Annotated in this window: 10 protein-coding genes; 2 read left to right on the top strand and 8 right to left on the bottom strand. The window is 71.2% G+C overall.

Translation table 11 applies throughout. The features are described 5' to 3' along the window. The first annotated feature begins 109 nt into the window (after window positions 1-109). Window positions 110-844, top strand: coding sequence for a trypsin-like serine protease (locus QT196_RS03265; protein ID WP_168477360.1), 735 nt, complete (start codon window positions 110-112; stop codon window positions 842-844). An 18-nt stretch (window positions 845-862) separates the two neighbouring features. Here the strand turns inward: QT196_RS03265 and QT196_RS03260 are convergent, their stop codons facing one another. The 7 genes from QT196_RS03260 to QT196_RS03230 all read right to left on the bottom strand — a co-directional run bounded on the left by QT196_RS03260 (window position 863) and on the right by QT196_RS03230 (window position 11,163). Next, entirely contained in the window at window positions 863-2,005 is a 1,143-nt protein-coding gene (locus QT196_RS03260) for a substrate-binding domain-containing protein (protein ID WP_266735650.1), read from the bottom strand. A gap of 47 nt (window positions 2,006-2,052) precedes the next feature. Continuing rightward, entirely contained in the window at window positions 2,053-3,093 is a 1,041-nt protein-coding gene (locus QT196_RS03255; RefSeq protein WP_168477356.1) for an ABC transporter permease, read from the bottom strand. A gap of 4 nt (window positions 3,094-3,097) precedes the next feature. Then, window positions 3,098-4,630 (bottom strand): sugar ABC transporter ATP-binding protein, encoded by a 1,533-nt coding sequence (locus tag QT196_RS03250; RefSeq protein ID WP_290354297.1) that lies wholly within the window; start codon window positions 4,628-4,630, stop codon window positions 3,098-3,100. Between the two features lie 172 nt (window positions 4,631-4,802). Beyond that, window positions 4,803-7,682, bottom strand: coding sequence for a SpoIIE family protein phosphatase (locus tag QT196_RS03245; protein ID WP_290354296.1), 2,880 nt, complete (start codon window positions 7,680-7,682; stop codon window positions 4,803-4,805). Between the two features lie 166 nt (window positions 7,683-7,848). Beyond that, window positions 7,849-8,805: a cyclase family protein gene (locus tag QT196_RS03240; protein WP_290354295.1), complete on the bottom strand. Its 957-nt coding sequence runs from the start codon at window positions 8,803-8,805 to the stop codon at window positions 7,849-7,851. Continuing rightward, window positions 8,802-10,232, bottom strand: a complete 1,431-nt coding sequence (locus QT196_RS03235) for an FAD-dependent oxidoreductase (protein ID WP_248001003.1) — start codon at window positions 10,230-10,232, stop codon at window positions 8,802-8,804. Before QT196_RS03235 ends, QT196_RS03240 begins: the two co-directional genes overlap by 4 nt. A 175-nt stretch (window positions 10,233-10,407) precedes the next feature. Further along, complete coding sequence (locus QT196_RS03230; protein ID WP_168477348.1) at window positions 10,408-11,163, bottom strand: dienelactone hydrolase family protein; 756 nt, start codon at window positions 11,161-11,163, stop codon at window positions 10,408-10,410. Window positions 11,164-11,413: 250 nt separating this feature from the next. Here QT196_RS03230 and QT196_RS03225 point away from each other — a divergent pair, with 250 nt between their 5' ends. Beyond that, window positions 11,414-11,905 carry a hypothetical protein gene (locus tag QT196_RS03225; RefSeq protein WP_168477346.1) on the top strand — a complete coding sequence of 164 codons (492 nt, stop codon included), beginning with the start codon at window positions 11,414-11,416 and terminating at the stop codon, window positions 11,903-11,905. A 21-nt stretch (window positions 11,906-11,926) separates the two neighbouring features. Here the strand turns inward: QT196_RS03225 and QT196_RS03220 are convergent, their stop codons facing one another. Continuing rightward, complete coding sequence (locus tag QT196_RS03220) at window positions 11,927-12,460, bottom strand: hypothetical protein (RefSeq protein WP_168477345.1); 534 nt, start codon at window positions 12,458-12,460, stop codon at window positions 11,927-11,929. Window positions 12,461-12,472: the final 12 nt, after the last annotated feature.

The raw sequence follows: 12,472 nt of genomic DNA, 5'->3' as shown, positions 1-12,472 counted from the left end.
AAAGGGAACAACCGGGCCGATTTAGTTCAGATCATTCGGAACCTTCTGGCGCGGTGGGGTGTCTCACCAGGTGGTACGGCCCCTGCCCCAAGGAGAGGAACTGGTCCGGATGTTGCATCGAGTTCGTGTGTTGCTGCTGACCGTCTTACTGCTGGTGACGGGCTCGGTGATGTCGTCCGCGCCGGCCTCCGCCGTCATTGGCGGGTCGAAGAGCACCTATGGCCCGTGGGCGGTGCGCATGCTCATCGACGGTGAACCGGTGTGCACCGGGACGGCGGTGACGCAGCAGTGGATCATCAGCGCCTCGCACTGTTTCTACGAGCAGGCGCAGCCGGTCGCCGACAAGCGGATATCGTTCCGGGTCGGCAACCTCGACATGCGGAAGGGCACCACGGTCCACCCGCTCCCCGGCAAGCGCGTGGGAAGCGCGCACGCCGACATGATGCTCATCAAGGTCGCGCCGATGAAGATCCGCACGGCGCCGTTGGCCACGGCCGGAGTCCACCCCGGCCAGGTCGTACGGCAGTACGGGTGGGGCGCCACCTGCACCGACGACGAAAATGCCTGCCAGTCTCCCGTGCTCAAGCAGTCGGACCTGCGGGTCGTACGGCCGGACGACCCCCGTTGCAAGGGCTACACCGCCCCGGGCGGCCCGGACTTCTGTATGGAAAAGGTGTCCGGGATTCCCGCCGGTGGCGACTCCGGAGGCCCGGTGATGAGCATCGCCCCACAGGGCACCGAAACCCTTCTCGGTGTCTTCAACGGCTCTGACCGGGAGACGGTCGCCCAGGCCGGGGAGATCTCCCAGCAACTCGCCTGGATCCGCTCGGTCACCCGGAAATAAAGGCAGACCGCGCCGGGCTTACTTGCCCCAGATACTCAGGTACGCCGCACGGTAGCCGGGCGGGTCCCAGGTCGTGGCCCCGCCGCTATTGGCGGCCGTGGAGATATGGACCGGGGCGACATATCCACTGGGGGGCTCGCCCGAGAAAGCGCGGTTGAATTCATCGAGGATCTGCCAGCCCTGCTGGGAGAGCGGTTCGGGAACGGTGGCTGCCTGGAATTCCCGGCTGTTGATGCGCTGGAAGGCGGAGGGATCGCCGTCGCCCGCGCCGATATTGAAAGGGGCACCGGCGCCCTTCTTACCCGCTGCCCGCAGAGCCGGTGCGGCGTCGGCGAAGTAGACATCGTTGATGGCGACGGAGTACGTCCACCGGTCCCGGAAGCGGGAGAGCAGCGAGGAGACCTGCTGGGGAGTCCGGCTGCTGGTGTCCGGGATCGGGATGTTCTCCTCCGCCAGCAGCCGCACACCGTCGCAGGTGGCCAGCCCCTTCTTGATCAGCTCGGATTTGTTTCTGGCGAACGGGATCGAGGCGTCCGTGAACACGACGACTCCGGCGTGCCCGTGGGAGTGCGCGATGACCCAGTCCGCGCTGATCTTCGCCACGTCCCGGACCCGGGTGGTGATGTTGCTGAACAGCTCGGGGTCCTTGCTCGGGCCGGGGGAGTCGACCGCATGCCAGCCGATGAGCGGAATGCGCCGGGCGTTGGCCTTGGCGACCTGCTGCGAGGTCAGCTTGGGGTCGAAGCCGCCGATCACGATGCCGGAGGGCCGCAGGGCGAGGGCCTGGCTGAAGGCCGCCTGGATCCCGGCGGGGGTGCCCTGACCATCGATCACCCGGACGTTCCAGCCGAGGGCCTTCGCCGCCTCCCGCACCCCGTTGGCGGCACCGGCGACACCGGGGTTGGTCATGGTCTGGGCGACATAGACGACGCTTTTGCCGGGCACCCCTCGGGGGCCACGGGTGGGGCCGTGCCATGCCGGGTTGGTCTTCATGGCCCGTTGCACAGCCGCCTGGGCACTGGCCAGTACGGCGGGGCAGCCGGGCGTCGTCGGACCTGGCGTGGCGGGCCCGCCACCGGTCGAGGTGCCGCGTTCACAGCCGGCGAGGGCGGCGGCCACCACCGCCACGGCGGCGGTGATGCCCAGGGCGGTCCGGCGGATCGGGTGCACGGGCGCTCCTCGCGGAGGGACGACACGGTGATGACCTGTCACGAGGTGACTTCGCGCAGGTCCTTGTGGGCTTGTGGCGGCTCCGCCCGCCGGTGGCGCAGCTGTCGGCGCGCGGCGTAGCCGGCCATGCCGACGGCGAGGAGCAGGGTGGCGCCGTTGAACAGCGGGGTGACCCAGAACTGGGCGCCGAACTGGCCGATGCCGGCCAGGCCGATGGCGAGGATGACCACCGCGACCAGCGTGCCCAGAGCGTTCGGGCGGCCGGGTTTGATCGCGGTGGAGCCGAGCAGCGCACCGACGAACGCGGGCAGCAGATAGTCCAGGCCGACACTGGGATTGCCGATGCGCTGCTGCGCGGCGAGCAGGACCCCGGCGATACCGACGACCAGGCCCGATCCGGCGAACGCGTAGACGACGTAGCGCCGGGAGGGGATGCCCAGCAGCTCGGCGGCGCGGGGGTTGGAGCCGATGACGTACAGATACCGGCCGAGGGGCAGGCGTTCCAGGAGCAGCCACAGCACGGCGGTGAGGGCGAGGACGTAGAAGGCGGAGACCGGCAGGCCGAGGAACCGGGAGTCGTAGAGGTCGGTGAAGGCGGCCGGCAGTCCTTGCGGGCCGGGGATGATGCGGGCCCCGTTGGTGATCCAGCCGGTGAGGGCGTACAGGATGCTGCCGGTGCCGAGGGTGGCGATAAAGGAGTTGATCTTCGCGAATTCGACCACGATGCCGTTGAAGGTGCCGACGACCGCCCCGCCCGCCACCACCACGAGACAGACGAGCGGCCAGGGCCACGCCGCCTGCGCGAGGAGCTGCATCGTCATCACATGCGCGAGGCCGAGGCCGTAGCCGATGGACAGGTCGAAATTGCCGGTGACGATGGGGATCATCGCGCCGAGCGCGAGGAGTGCGGGGATCGACTGGTTGGACAGGATCTCGGAGATGTTGTCGAGGGTGGGGAAGGTGTCCGGCAGGGCGAGGGAGAAGGCCAGGAACAGCAGGGCGGTGAGGGCCAGGAGGCCGTAGGCGCCGACGAGGTGCCCCAGGCGGCGGCCCAGCGGGGAGTGCGCGGAGGGCGTCATGGCGTCACCTCGTTTCCCCGGTGAGCGCGGACATGGCCGACGAGGCGCGGGCGAGTTCGGCCACGGTGAGGGCCGTGCCGCTCAGTTCCTCCGTCACCGTCCCGCGGACGAAGACCAGGGCGCGATGGCACACGTCGGCGACCTCCTCGAAGTCGGTGGACAGGAGCAGCACGGCGAGCCCGTCGGCCAGCGCCTCCTGGAGCAGCCGGTAGACCGCCGTTTTGGCGCCGACGTCCACCCCGGCGGTCGGCTCTTCCAGGATCAGCAGACTGCGCGGCGTCCGGAGCCACCGTCCGACCATGACCTTCTGCTGGTTGCCCCCGGACAGGGTGGCGATCGGCACCTCGCTGTCCCGGGGATACACCGAGAAGCGCTCGGCCAGCGCGGTGGCCTCGGCCCGCTCGCGCCGGGGGCTGATCCAGTGCCGGGCCGTCAGCCCGCCGGCCCGCGGGTTGGCCAGGAAGTTCTCCCGTACGGTCAGTTCCGCGGCACAGCCCTCCTCCTGACGGTTGCTGGTCACCAAGCCGACTCCGGCGGCGACGGCGTCGGTGACCGAGCCCGGCGCGTACGGCCGGCCGTTGAGCCGGGCCCGTCCGCCGATGACCGGCCGGGCGCCGGCCAGGGCGCGGCCCAGTTCCATGTGGCCGGCGCCGGTGAGGCCCACCATGCCGAGGATCTCCCCGCCGCGCAGATCCAGGCTGACCGGTGCGGTGTTCTCGGTCCGTACGCCGTCGAGGCTCAGGACGGCCGGACCCGCGGCGGGGGCGAAGTCGTAGCCGACCGGTTCCTCACCCACGATGTCGTGCACCAGCCGGGCGGGGCTGTGGCCGGCGAGCGGGCCCTGGCTGATGAGGCGGCCGTCGCGGAGGACGGCGAACACATCGGCCACTTTGTACACCTCGTCCAGCCGGTGGGTGACGAAGACGAGGGCGCGGCCCTGGTCGCGCAGGGCGTGCAGCACCTCGAAGAGCCGGGCGCAGTCCGCTGCCGGGAGGCTGGCGGTCGGCTCGTCGAGGACGATCAGCTCGGCCCGGGTGGCCAGTGCGCGGGCGATGGACACCAAGGAGCGTTCGGCGCGCGGGAGGTCGGCGAGGACGGTGCCGGGGTCGAGGTGCGCGGCGACGATGTTCAGGGCCTCGGCGCACCGTGCGCGGGTCTGCCGCCAGGACAGCAGCCCGGCGCGGCGTGGGTAGCCGGTGCCCAGGGCGATGTTCTCGGCGACCGTCATCCACTCGACCAGCCCCAGGTCCTGGTGGATGAAGGACATGGTGCGGGTGGCGGCTTCGGTGCCGAGCGGGTGCCCGGCCACGGTCACCTCGCCCTCGTCCGCGTGGTGGACGCCCGCGAGCACCTTGATGAGGGTGGACTTCCCGGCGCCGTTGGGGCCGAGCAGGGCGAGGATGCTGCCGGAACGGATGTCGAGGTCGACCGCGTCCAGCGCGAGGGTGCCGCCGAACCGCTTGCACAGGCCGCGTATGCGGACGAGGGGCTCCGGGGCGTGGCGCGGGGGCGGGGTGCGGTCAGGAGCGTCGTGCACGGACTTCTCCGGGGTCGGCCTCGTGGTTCTTCCCGACGGGAAGGGCACTGCTGCGGGGCGCTTCGCGGTGGTGCGGGCGCCGGGGCGTCAGGTCCTGACGGTGCATTACCGGCCCGGTCACCACATTTCCGTCATGCTACGGCGCGCTTCGGCCCCGATGCCGGATGGGCCGTCAGATGGCGGGAATGTCGTCGAAGTACGCCTCGACGGTGCCGGCCTTTCCGCCGGGAGTCTCCAGTGCGCACTCGGCCCAGATGATTTTGCCGTCGGCCGTGTAGCGGGTGCCCCAGGCCTGGGTGAGCTGCGCGACGAGGAACAGACCGCGGCCGCCCTCGTCGGTGGTGGCCGCCCGGCGCAGATGCGGGGCGGTGCTGCTGGCGTCGGAGACCTCGCAGATCAGCGTGCGGTCGTGGATCAGCCGCACCTGGATGGGCTCGGTGCCGTACCGGATGGCGTTGGTGACCAGCTCGCTGAGCAGGAGTTCGGTGGCGAAGACGACCTCGTCCAGTCCCCATTCGGCCAGCCGGCGGGTCACGGCCGTGCGGATGCCGGAGACGCGCGCGGGGTCGGCGGGCACGTCCCAGGTGGCGATCCGCCGCGGGTCCAGGGCGTGGGTGCGGGCGACGAGCAGGGCGATGTCGTCGGTGGGGCGCGGGGGCACCACGGTCCGGAGTACGGCCTCGCAGGTGTCCTCGGGCGAGCGGTCCGGGTGCGCCACGGCTTGGCGCAGCCGGTCGAGCGCCGCGTCGAAGTCACGGTGGCGGTCCTGGAGGAGCCCGTCGGTGTAGAGGACGAGCTGACTGCCCTCGGGGAGGTGGAAGGTGGCGGTCTCGAACGGGAGTCCGCCCAGGCCCAGCGGCGGGCCCGCGGGGAGATCGGGGAACGTCACCGTGCCGTCGGGGTGGACGATCGCGGGCGGGGGATGGCCGGACCGGGCCATCACACACTGCTGGGAGGTGGGGTCGTAGATGGCGTACAGGCAGGTGGCGCCGATGATGCCGGGGCCGGCGGCGGCCTCCGCGGTGTCCTCGTCCCGGTCGAGGCGGCCCACGAGGTTGTCGAGGTGGGTGAGGACGTCGTCCGGGCCCAGGTCCAGTTCGGCGAAGTTGCGCGCGGCGATCCGCAGCCGGCCCATGGTGGCGGCGGCATGCATCCCATGACCGACGACATCCCCGACGATCAGGGCGATACGGGTGCCGGAGAGCGGAATGACATCGAACCAGTCGCCGCCGACCCCGGATGCGGCAGGCAGGTAGCGGTGGGCGACCTCGGCGGCGTTCTGCTCGGGGAAGCTGTGCGGCAGCAGGCTGCGCTGCAACGCCAGGACCATGGTGTGTTCGCGGGTGTAACGGCGGGCGTTGTCAATGCAGATGGCCGCGCGCGTGGCCAGCTCCTGGGCCAGCGAACGGTCGTCGTCGCCGAACGGGGCCGGATCGGTCGAACGGTAGAAGCTCGCCACGCCCAGGGCGATGCCACGGGCGAGGAGGGGGACGGCGATGAGCGAGTGGACATGGTGGTCCAGGAGCCGCTGGGCGTGCCCGGGATCCTGCCCGATCCACCCCGTGGCGGCCCGCAGATCGGGCTCCAGGACCGGCTCCCCGGCGGCCAGACAGCGGAGCTGGGGCGTGGTCGGGCGCAGCGCGACCGGCTCGCCGGCGGGGTAGAAGGGGCAGTCGTCGCGGATGCCGTGGACGACCGTGCGGTGGAGGCCGGAGCGCGGGTCGGTCGGTTCCTCGCCGCGCAGCACCGCCTCGGGCAGGTCGATGGTGACGAAGTCGGCCAGCCGCGGTACGGCCATCTCGGCGAGTTCCCGGGCGGTCCGGCTCACGTCCAGGGTGGTGCCGATGCGGGTACTGGCCTCCGACAGCAGCTCCAGCCGGCGCCGGGCCGCCACGGCGTACTTCCCCACCTCCGGCTCACCCAGCAGCACCAGCCCACTGGCCGCGGTGTCGGACGCGGGGTGACCGGCGGCCTCGGGGGCGTGGTGCGTGCCGGGCTTACGAGAGGTCGCCACCGCCGGGCCGGATCCGACGTCGGGCAGCTGCTCGGGATGCGGGGTGGCGGGTGGGAGGATCTGCTCCTCCGGGGTGGCGGGGGGTGTGCCGGCGTCGGCGGGTACGGCGAGGCGCTGGTGGGTCGAGGGGAGGACCGCTTCGATGGCGATCCCCTCCACTCCGGACGCGCTCGTCACGGGGCGGCTCAGCAAGGTGACGCGCCGGCCGCCGGGCAGCGATACCTCGACGGCGGCCCGCTGGGCCGAGGTGATCAGTTCGGTGGCCTTCTCCTTCAGGATCATCTGGTCCCGCCAGTCCAGACCGCTCTCGGCGAGTTCGCCCAGCTGCCCGTTGCCGCTCGTATCGCCGCTCGGCGCACGGCGCCTGGCTTCGAGGTACGCCTCCAGCAGATCCCGCTCCCGCGTCGAACTCTGCTCCAGCAGCCGCCGTTCGATGGCGCCGGCGGCCTTGCGGATCACGGTGTTCAGCGTGGCGTCCGCGTCGGTGAGCGGATAGCCGAGGCAGAGCACGCCTTCAATACGCCCACTGAGCAGGTCCCGTACGGGAATTGCCGCGCAGGCGTTGGACTGGGAGCGTTCGGCGAAGTGCTCGGCCCCGTAGACATTGATCAGCTGCCGTTCCGCGAGCGCCAGCCCGATCCCGTTCGTCCCGCCGAACCGCTCGGCGAACACGAAGCCCGGGACGCTCTGGATCGCGGCCAGGTGCCGCACCAGGGACGGTTCGCCGAACCGGCGTTGCAGCACCGCGCCGCGCCCGTCGGCGAGTGACACATTCATGTTGCGGCCCGCGAACCGATTCTCCAGCCGGTCCAGTACGGGCACCGCGGCGCGGATGAGCCGGCCGTCCAGATCGAGATCCTGGCTGAAGGGAAGTTCGCAGCCGTCCGGGGTGAGCCCCAGCGACCGGGAGCGCTGCCACGAATCCAGGATCGGACTCCGGACCGCTCCCTCGACCGACCCACCCCGGAGGAACTGCTCACGGGCGCGTGCGGGACCGTGGTCCTCTCCCGCCAGCCCCATCCCAATCACTTCCCACATGGGTGCATGCCACGATGGCCACCCGTACGTCGGAGCAGCTGTCCCATTTGACCTCATTGTAGGTCTTTGTGTATCTGGCGGTACTGATCCGGGGCAGCGCGGTGATCATGGCCGTGACCTGCACTCCAGCCGGTCGCCCGGGACGCCGCCCGGCACCCGCCGGTCGTCACAGGACCGCGACCGGGCTGACCGGCGAGCCGGTGCCGCCGGGGATGTTCAGGGGAGCTACCAGGAGTAGGAACTCGTAACGGCCCGTCTCGGCGCACACGGCGGAGAGCACCTCCAGGTCGAGGTTGTCCAGAAGCGGCACCCCCATCGCGGCGACCGCGAGGGCGTGCACCGGGGAATGCAGACCGTCGACGGGCGACGGCCGTACGTCACTGTCGCCGTCCCCGCCGAGCAGCGCGATGCCGCGCTCGGCCAGCAGGGGCATCGCGTCCACATGCAGGCCCGCGCTCGCCGCGCCGGTGTTCCAGGCGCCCCGTTCCTGACGGCGGCGGAGAGCGCCGGACCGGAGCAGTACCGCGTCGCCCTCGCTGATCGTCACCTCCAGGGCCTGCTCCGCGGCGACGAGGTCCGCCGCGTGCACCGCCCGTCCGGGCTCCAGCCAGGAGACCCCGAGCACGGTGGGCAGATCGAGGAGCACACCCCTGGTCACCAGCGGCCCCAGCGCCGACACAGCACCGAACCGCGCCCCTCCGGCGTCGATGCACTCCTGCGCCGCGCGGCCCTCGTAGAGCTGCCCGCGATAGGCGACATGGGACAGCGCGTCCAGATGACTGACGGCCTTGCCGTGGTAGTCGACGGCGATGAAGTCCTTGTGTGTGGCGGGTTCGGGAGGCTCGACGTCACCGAGGTCGGACATGAAGTGCAGGGCGGGCTTGCTGTTGTCGGGGCCGGGTGCCGTGTCCCAGGGGCGCGCCATCGGGACGAGCGTGCCGGACCGGACCAGCGCGGCGGCCCGCCGTACATGCTCCGGCGTCACCCGGTTCCAGGCCCCGCGGTCGGCGGCGGCCCAGCGGCCCCACGTACGGACCGCCGCGAACAGCGCGTCGAACTCCTGGCGGGACACGGCGCCCTCGCCGGCGGTGGCCGGCGGGGGAGTGGGGGCATCGCTGCTCACGCCCGGGTGACCGCTTGCGGGAAGTCGAAGACCTTGTCCGGGTCGTAGTCGTACGCGACCGAGCGCAGCCGGGCCAGGTTCGGGCCGTAGTAGGCCGTGCCCCAGTCGGGGAGGGCCGGGTCGATGTAGTTCACGTAACCGTCCTTGATGCCCAGGTCCGCGAGACCCGCCACGACCTGGCCGACGCTGTGCGTCACCGCGGCTTCGGACGCCGCCGTCGCGTTCGCATAGATCTGCGCGGTGGCGAAGGCCTTGCGATGCGGGAAGGCGGTCTCCTGGACGCCGACATCGGCCACCGCGCCACCGAGTGCGTCGAGGATCAGTGCCATCCCCGGGCGGTTCTTGAGCAGGGCGGCGACACCGCCCGGGTTGGCGGTGCGGGTGGCGAGGATCCGCGACGAGGCGACGAACGACTGCCGGTCGGGACTGCCGGAGAAGAAGCGCATGGCCTTGAAGTAGTCGCGGTCCTCGACCCTTCGCTGGGTGGGCCGCACGGCGGCGCGCGCGACCAGGTCGTTCAGCAGCGGATCGCAGGCGCTGCTGGGCCCGACGAAGCAGCCGGCCACCTTGCAGCCCGGGTTGGCCCCGCCCGACACATTGAGGTTGGCCCACATCGCGCGCGGCGCGGCCGTGATCCACGGCTGCCATCCGGCCAGCACCTTCTCCGCTTTCCCCGCCCCGAAGTCCAGCACGAACACCGTCAGCGCCGGAGCCGGGTCGGTCGCGAAGGTGAACTGCGTGACGACCCCGAAGTTGCCTCCGCCGCCCCCGCGCAGGGCCCAGAACAGATTCGGCTCCTGGGTGGCCGAGGCGGTCAGCGTCCTGCCGTCCGCGGTGACGACCTCGGCGGACACCAGATGGTCACAGGTGAGCCCGAACTTCCGTTGCAGCACACCGATTCCGCCACCCAGAGCCACCCCGGCGATGCCGACGGTGAAACAGGAGCCGCCGGGCATACAGCGGTTGGCCTGTCCGAGTGTGGTGTAAATGTCCCCCAGGGTGGCCCCGGCGCCGATGGTGGCGGTGCCGTCCGGCCTGACCTGTATGGTCGACAGACGCCGGAGGTCAAGAGTGAGACCGCCGGGCGGCGCCGAGTAGCCGACGTACGAATGGCCCCCGCTGCGGGCCGCCAGTGGCACCCGGTGCGCGGCCGCCAGCACCCCCTCGCGGACATCGGCCACCGACGCGCACTGCGCCACCGCCGCGGGCACCCGGTCGTCATTGAGCGGGTTGAAAAGCTTCCTGGCGTTCTCGAACCCGGCATCGCCCGGCCGCAGCAGCGCTCCCTCCATCCGTCGGCGAAGGCCGTCCCAGTCCACGTTGTTGCTGACGGTGGCCGTCCGTCCACCGGCCCGTGGGGAACTCCCCGCGCCTCCACGGGCGCCGGTACCGGTCCCGGATGCGGGGAACAGAGGATCCCGCGCCATGGTCACCATCTCCCTCTGGAGAGGCCAGGAAAGCGGGCAAGTGTCCGTTTGGTACGGATACCTTCACGCTAACACGGGGTAACAGCCCCCTCCAGTTGGCGGCCGGACGCCTCGGAGGGGCTGTCGGCCAGGGCCGGTTGAAGCGTTGACCATCTCGACGCACGGGAGGATCGCGTCAGAGACGGCGGCCGAAGAGCTCCAGCAGATTGCGCCAATGGCGCTGATCCGCCTCGGAGTTGTACGCGGCGGTGTCGGTCTGGGTGTAGCCGTGGCGGGCGCCCTCGTACAGCTCGCTGCGGTAGGTCACGCCGTCGGCGTCCAGAGTCTGCTCCAGGCGTGCGATCTGGTCGGCCGGCATCGAGTGATCGTGGTCGGCGTGGCCGAAGTACAGCTCCGCCGTGCTGCGGCCGACGAGCCGGTGCGGGCTGTCCTCGGCATCGGTGACCAGGCGGCCGGCATGGAACGAGGCCGCGGCGCCGATGCGGTCGGGGTAGGCCGCGGCGGTGCGGATCCCGAGCACACCGCCCATGCAGTAGCCGGTGGTGCCCACCGGGCCGTCGGTGACCAGGGGCGAGGCGGCCAGCCAGTCGAGATAGGCCCCGGCGTCCCGCATCGCCCGGTCGGGGGTGAGCGCCCGCATGATCGGGGAGAGCCGTTCGAAGATTTCCGACCGCTCCGCGGGGCCGATGAAGTCCGGCAGGTCGACCACGGGCGCCCGCCCGGCGCGGTACATGACGTTGGGCACCAGCACCGTGTAGCCGTGCCCGGCCAGCCGCCTGGCCATTGTTTTCAGCGCGGGACGCAGTCCGTACGCGTCCATGTACAGCAGCACGCCGGGGTGTGGTGTGCCGTCGTCGGGGTGAGCGAGACAGGCGTCGGCGACGCCGTCCGGGGTGGTGATGTCCAGCAGGGCATCGTGCACGCTCGTCATGTCCGAACCTTTCCTCGGGCTCCGGGCGGCGGCGAAGCGCCAGGGCGGCCACCCGTCCGCCGGTGGCACCTCGGCGGATTCCCCACCGTAGTCACACGGGGCCCGGTCGCACGGGAACCCCGGGGCATCGGTCAGGGAGGCGGCCCCGCCCCCGTCCCGGCCGATCTGTCGAGACCCCACCACGGACGCCCCGCAAGACTGTGCATGCTCGCTCAAGTCCCTTGTGTTTCCCCTGTGTTGGAATCCAGATATGGCCACTCCCGCTGCCGGACCACCCGTGTCACCCTCCTGGAACGAGCCCTCCGGTCGGCTGCGCGCCGAGGTGGAGCGGTTATGTGACGAAGCGCTGCGACAGAAGGACCTCGCGCACCGCAGAGCCGACTTCTGGACCAAGGTCGATATCGCGCTGGGGTTCCCGGCGGCGCTCCTCGCCGGCGTATCCGGAGCGGCGGGTCTGGCCTCGGCGGACGCCCGCATTCCCGCGGCGTTGGTGGCGCTGACGGCCGCGGGGTGTGCGGCGGGGGCCGGCTTCCTCCGGGGTGACAACCGGCGGGTGGCCAACAAACGCGCCCGGCAGGCATGGGCCTCCGTCGAGGCCAAGGCCCGGATGAAGCTGGCGAAGGAACAGCTGGACCCCGAGGACCTGGGCGAGGTGCTGGAGCGGCGCCAGATCGCGCTGGCGGCGTACGAAGGGGACGATTTCCCGCCCGATGCACCACCACCGGCGGTGTCGGGCCGATAGCCGCACGCGGACAACGGGGTCCTACGCGATGCCACCCTGTTCGGCCAGCTTCTTGAAGGTCAGCAGCTGCTTGCGCATCATGACGAGATCACCCCAGGCGAGCAGCCTGCGGCGGATTCTCTGGGCGAGTGCCCCCTTGGCCTCCGCGACGACCTTCACCACCAGACGGCAGCCACCGCCCTCCAGCGGGCGCACGGTGTAGCTCACCGCCATTTGCCCATGCCGTGCGGCGCGCTGCGCCGGGAGCACCCCGGTGAGGTGGCTGCCGGTCTCGAAGCCCGCGATCTCGAAGACGAGGAGCGGCTGTCCCACGGCGAGCTCCGGCAGTCCCTCGACCAGGGTGTGCGGGCTCTTCTGTCCGCGGAAATCGATCCAGTCATAGCTGTACGGCGCGATGGTCAACTGCCGTAGCCAGCGGAAGACATGGTCGGCCGGCGCCGCTACCTCCACGGCGCGGGTCCACCCCTCGGCAGGGGCCGCCACAAGGCGGTCGCAGGGATAGGACGCCTCCTGCTCGGGACCGGTGGCGCCCCAGACTCTCCCGGACAGGTTCATACCGCGATCCTA

The organism is Streptomyces sp. P9-2B-2 (assembly GCF_030406865.1).
GTDB classification, from domain to species: domain Bacteria; phylum Actinomycetota; class Actinomycetes; order Streptomycetales; family Streptomycetaceae; genus Streptomyces; species Streptomyces platensis.
Note: the sequence above shows the minus strand (reverse complement) of the source record. Positions and strands in the feature narration are given on the sequence as shown.

What these genes read in the sequence shown, in the direction of transcription:
- QT196_RS03265 (WP_168477360.1), top strand. Translation starts at nt 110, where the DNA reads ATGTTGCATCGAGTTCGTGTGTTGCTGCTGACCGTCTTACTGCTGGTG.
- QT196_RS03230 (WP_168477348.1), bottom strand. Translation starts at nt 11,163, where the DNA reads ATGACGAGCGTGCACGATGCCCTGCTGGACATCACCACCCCGGACGGC.
- QT196_RS03255 (WP_168477356.1), bottom strand. Translation starts at nt 3,093, where the DNA reads ATGACGCCCTCCGCGCACTCCCCGCTGGGCCGCCGCCTGGGGCACCTC.
- QT196_RS03225 (WP_168477346.1), top strand. Translation starts at nt 11,414, where the DNA reads ATGGCCACTCCCGCTGCCGGACCACCCGTGTCACCCTCCTGGAACGAG.
- QT196_RS03220 (WP_168477345.1), bottom strand. Translation starts at nt 12,460, where the DNA reads ATGAACCTGTCCGGGAGAGTCTGGGGCGCCACCGGTCCCGAGCAGGAG.
- QT196_RS03235 (WP_248001003.1), bottom strand. Translation starts at nt 10,232, where the DNA reads ATGGCGCGGGATCCTCTGTTCCCCGCATCCGGGACCGGTACCGGCGCC.
- QT196_RS03245 (WP_290354296.1), bottom strand. Translation starts at nt 7,682, where the DNA reads ATGTGGGAAGTGATTGGGATGGGGCTGGCGGGAGAGGACCACGGTCCC.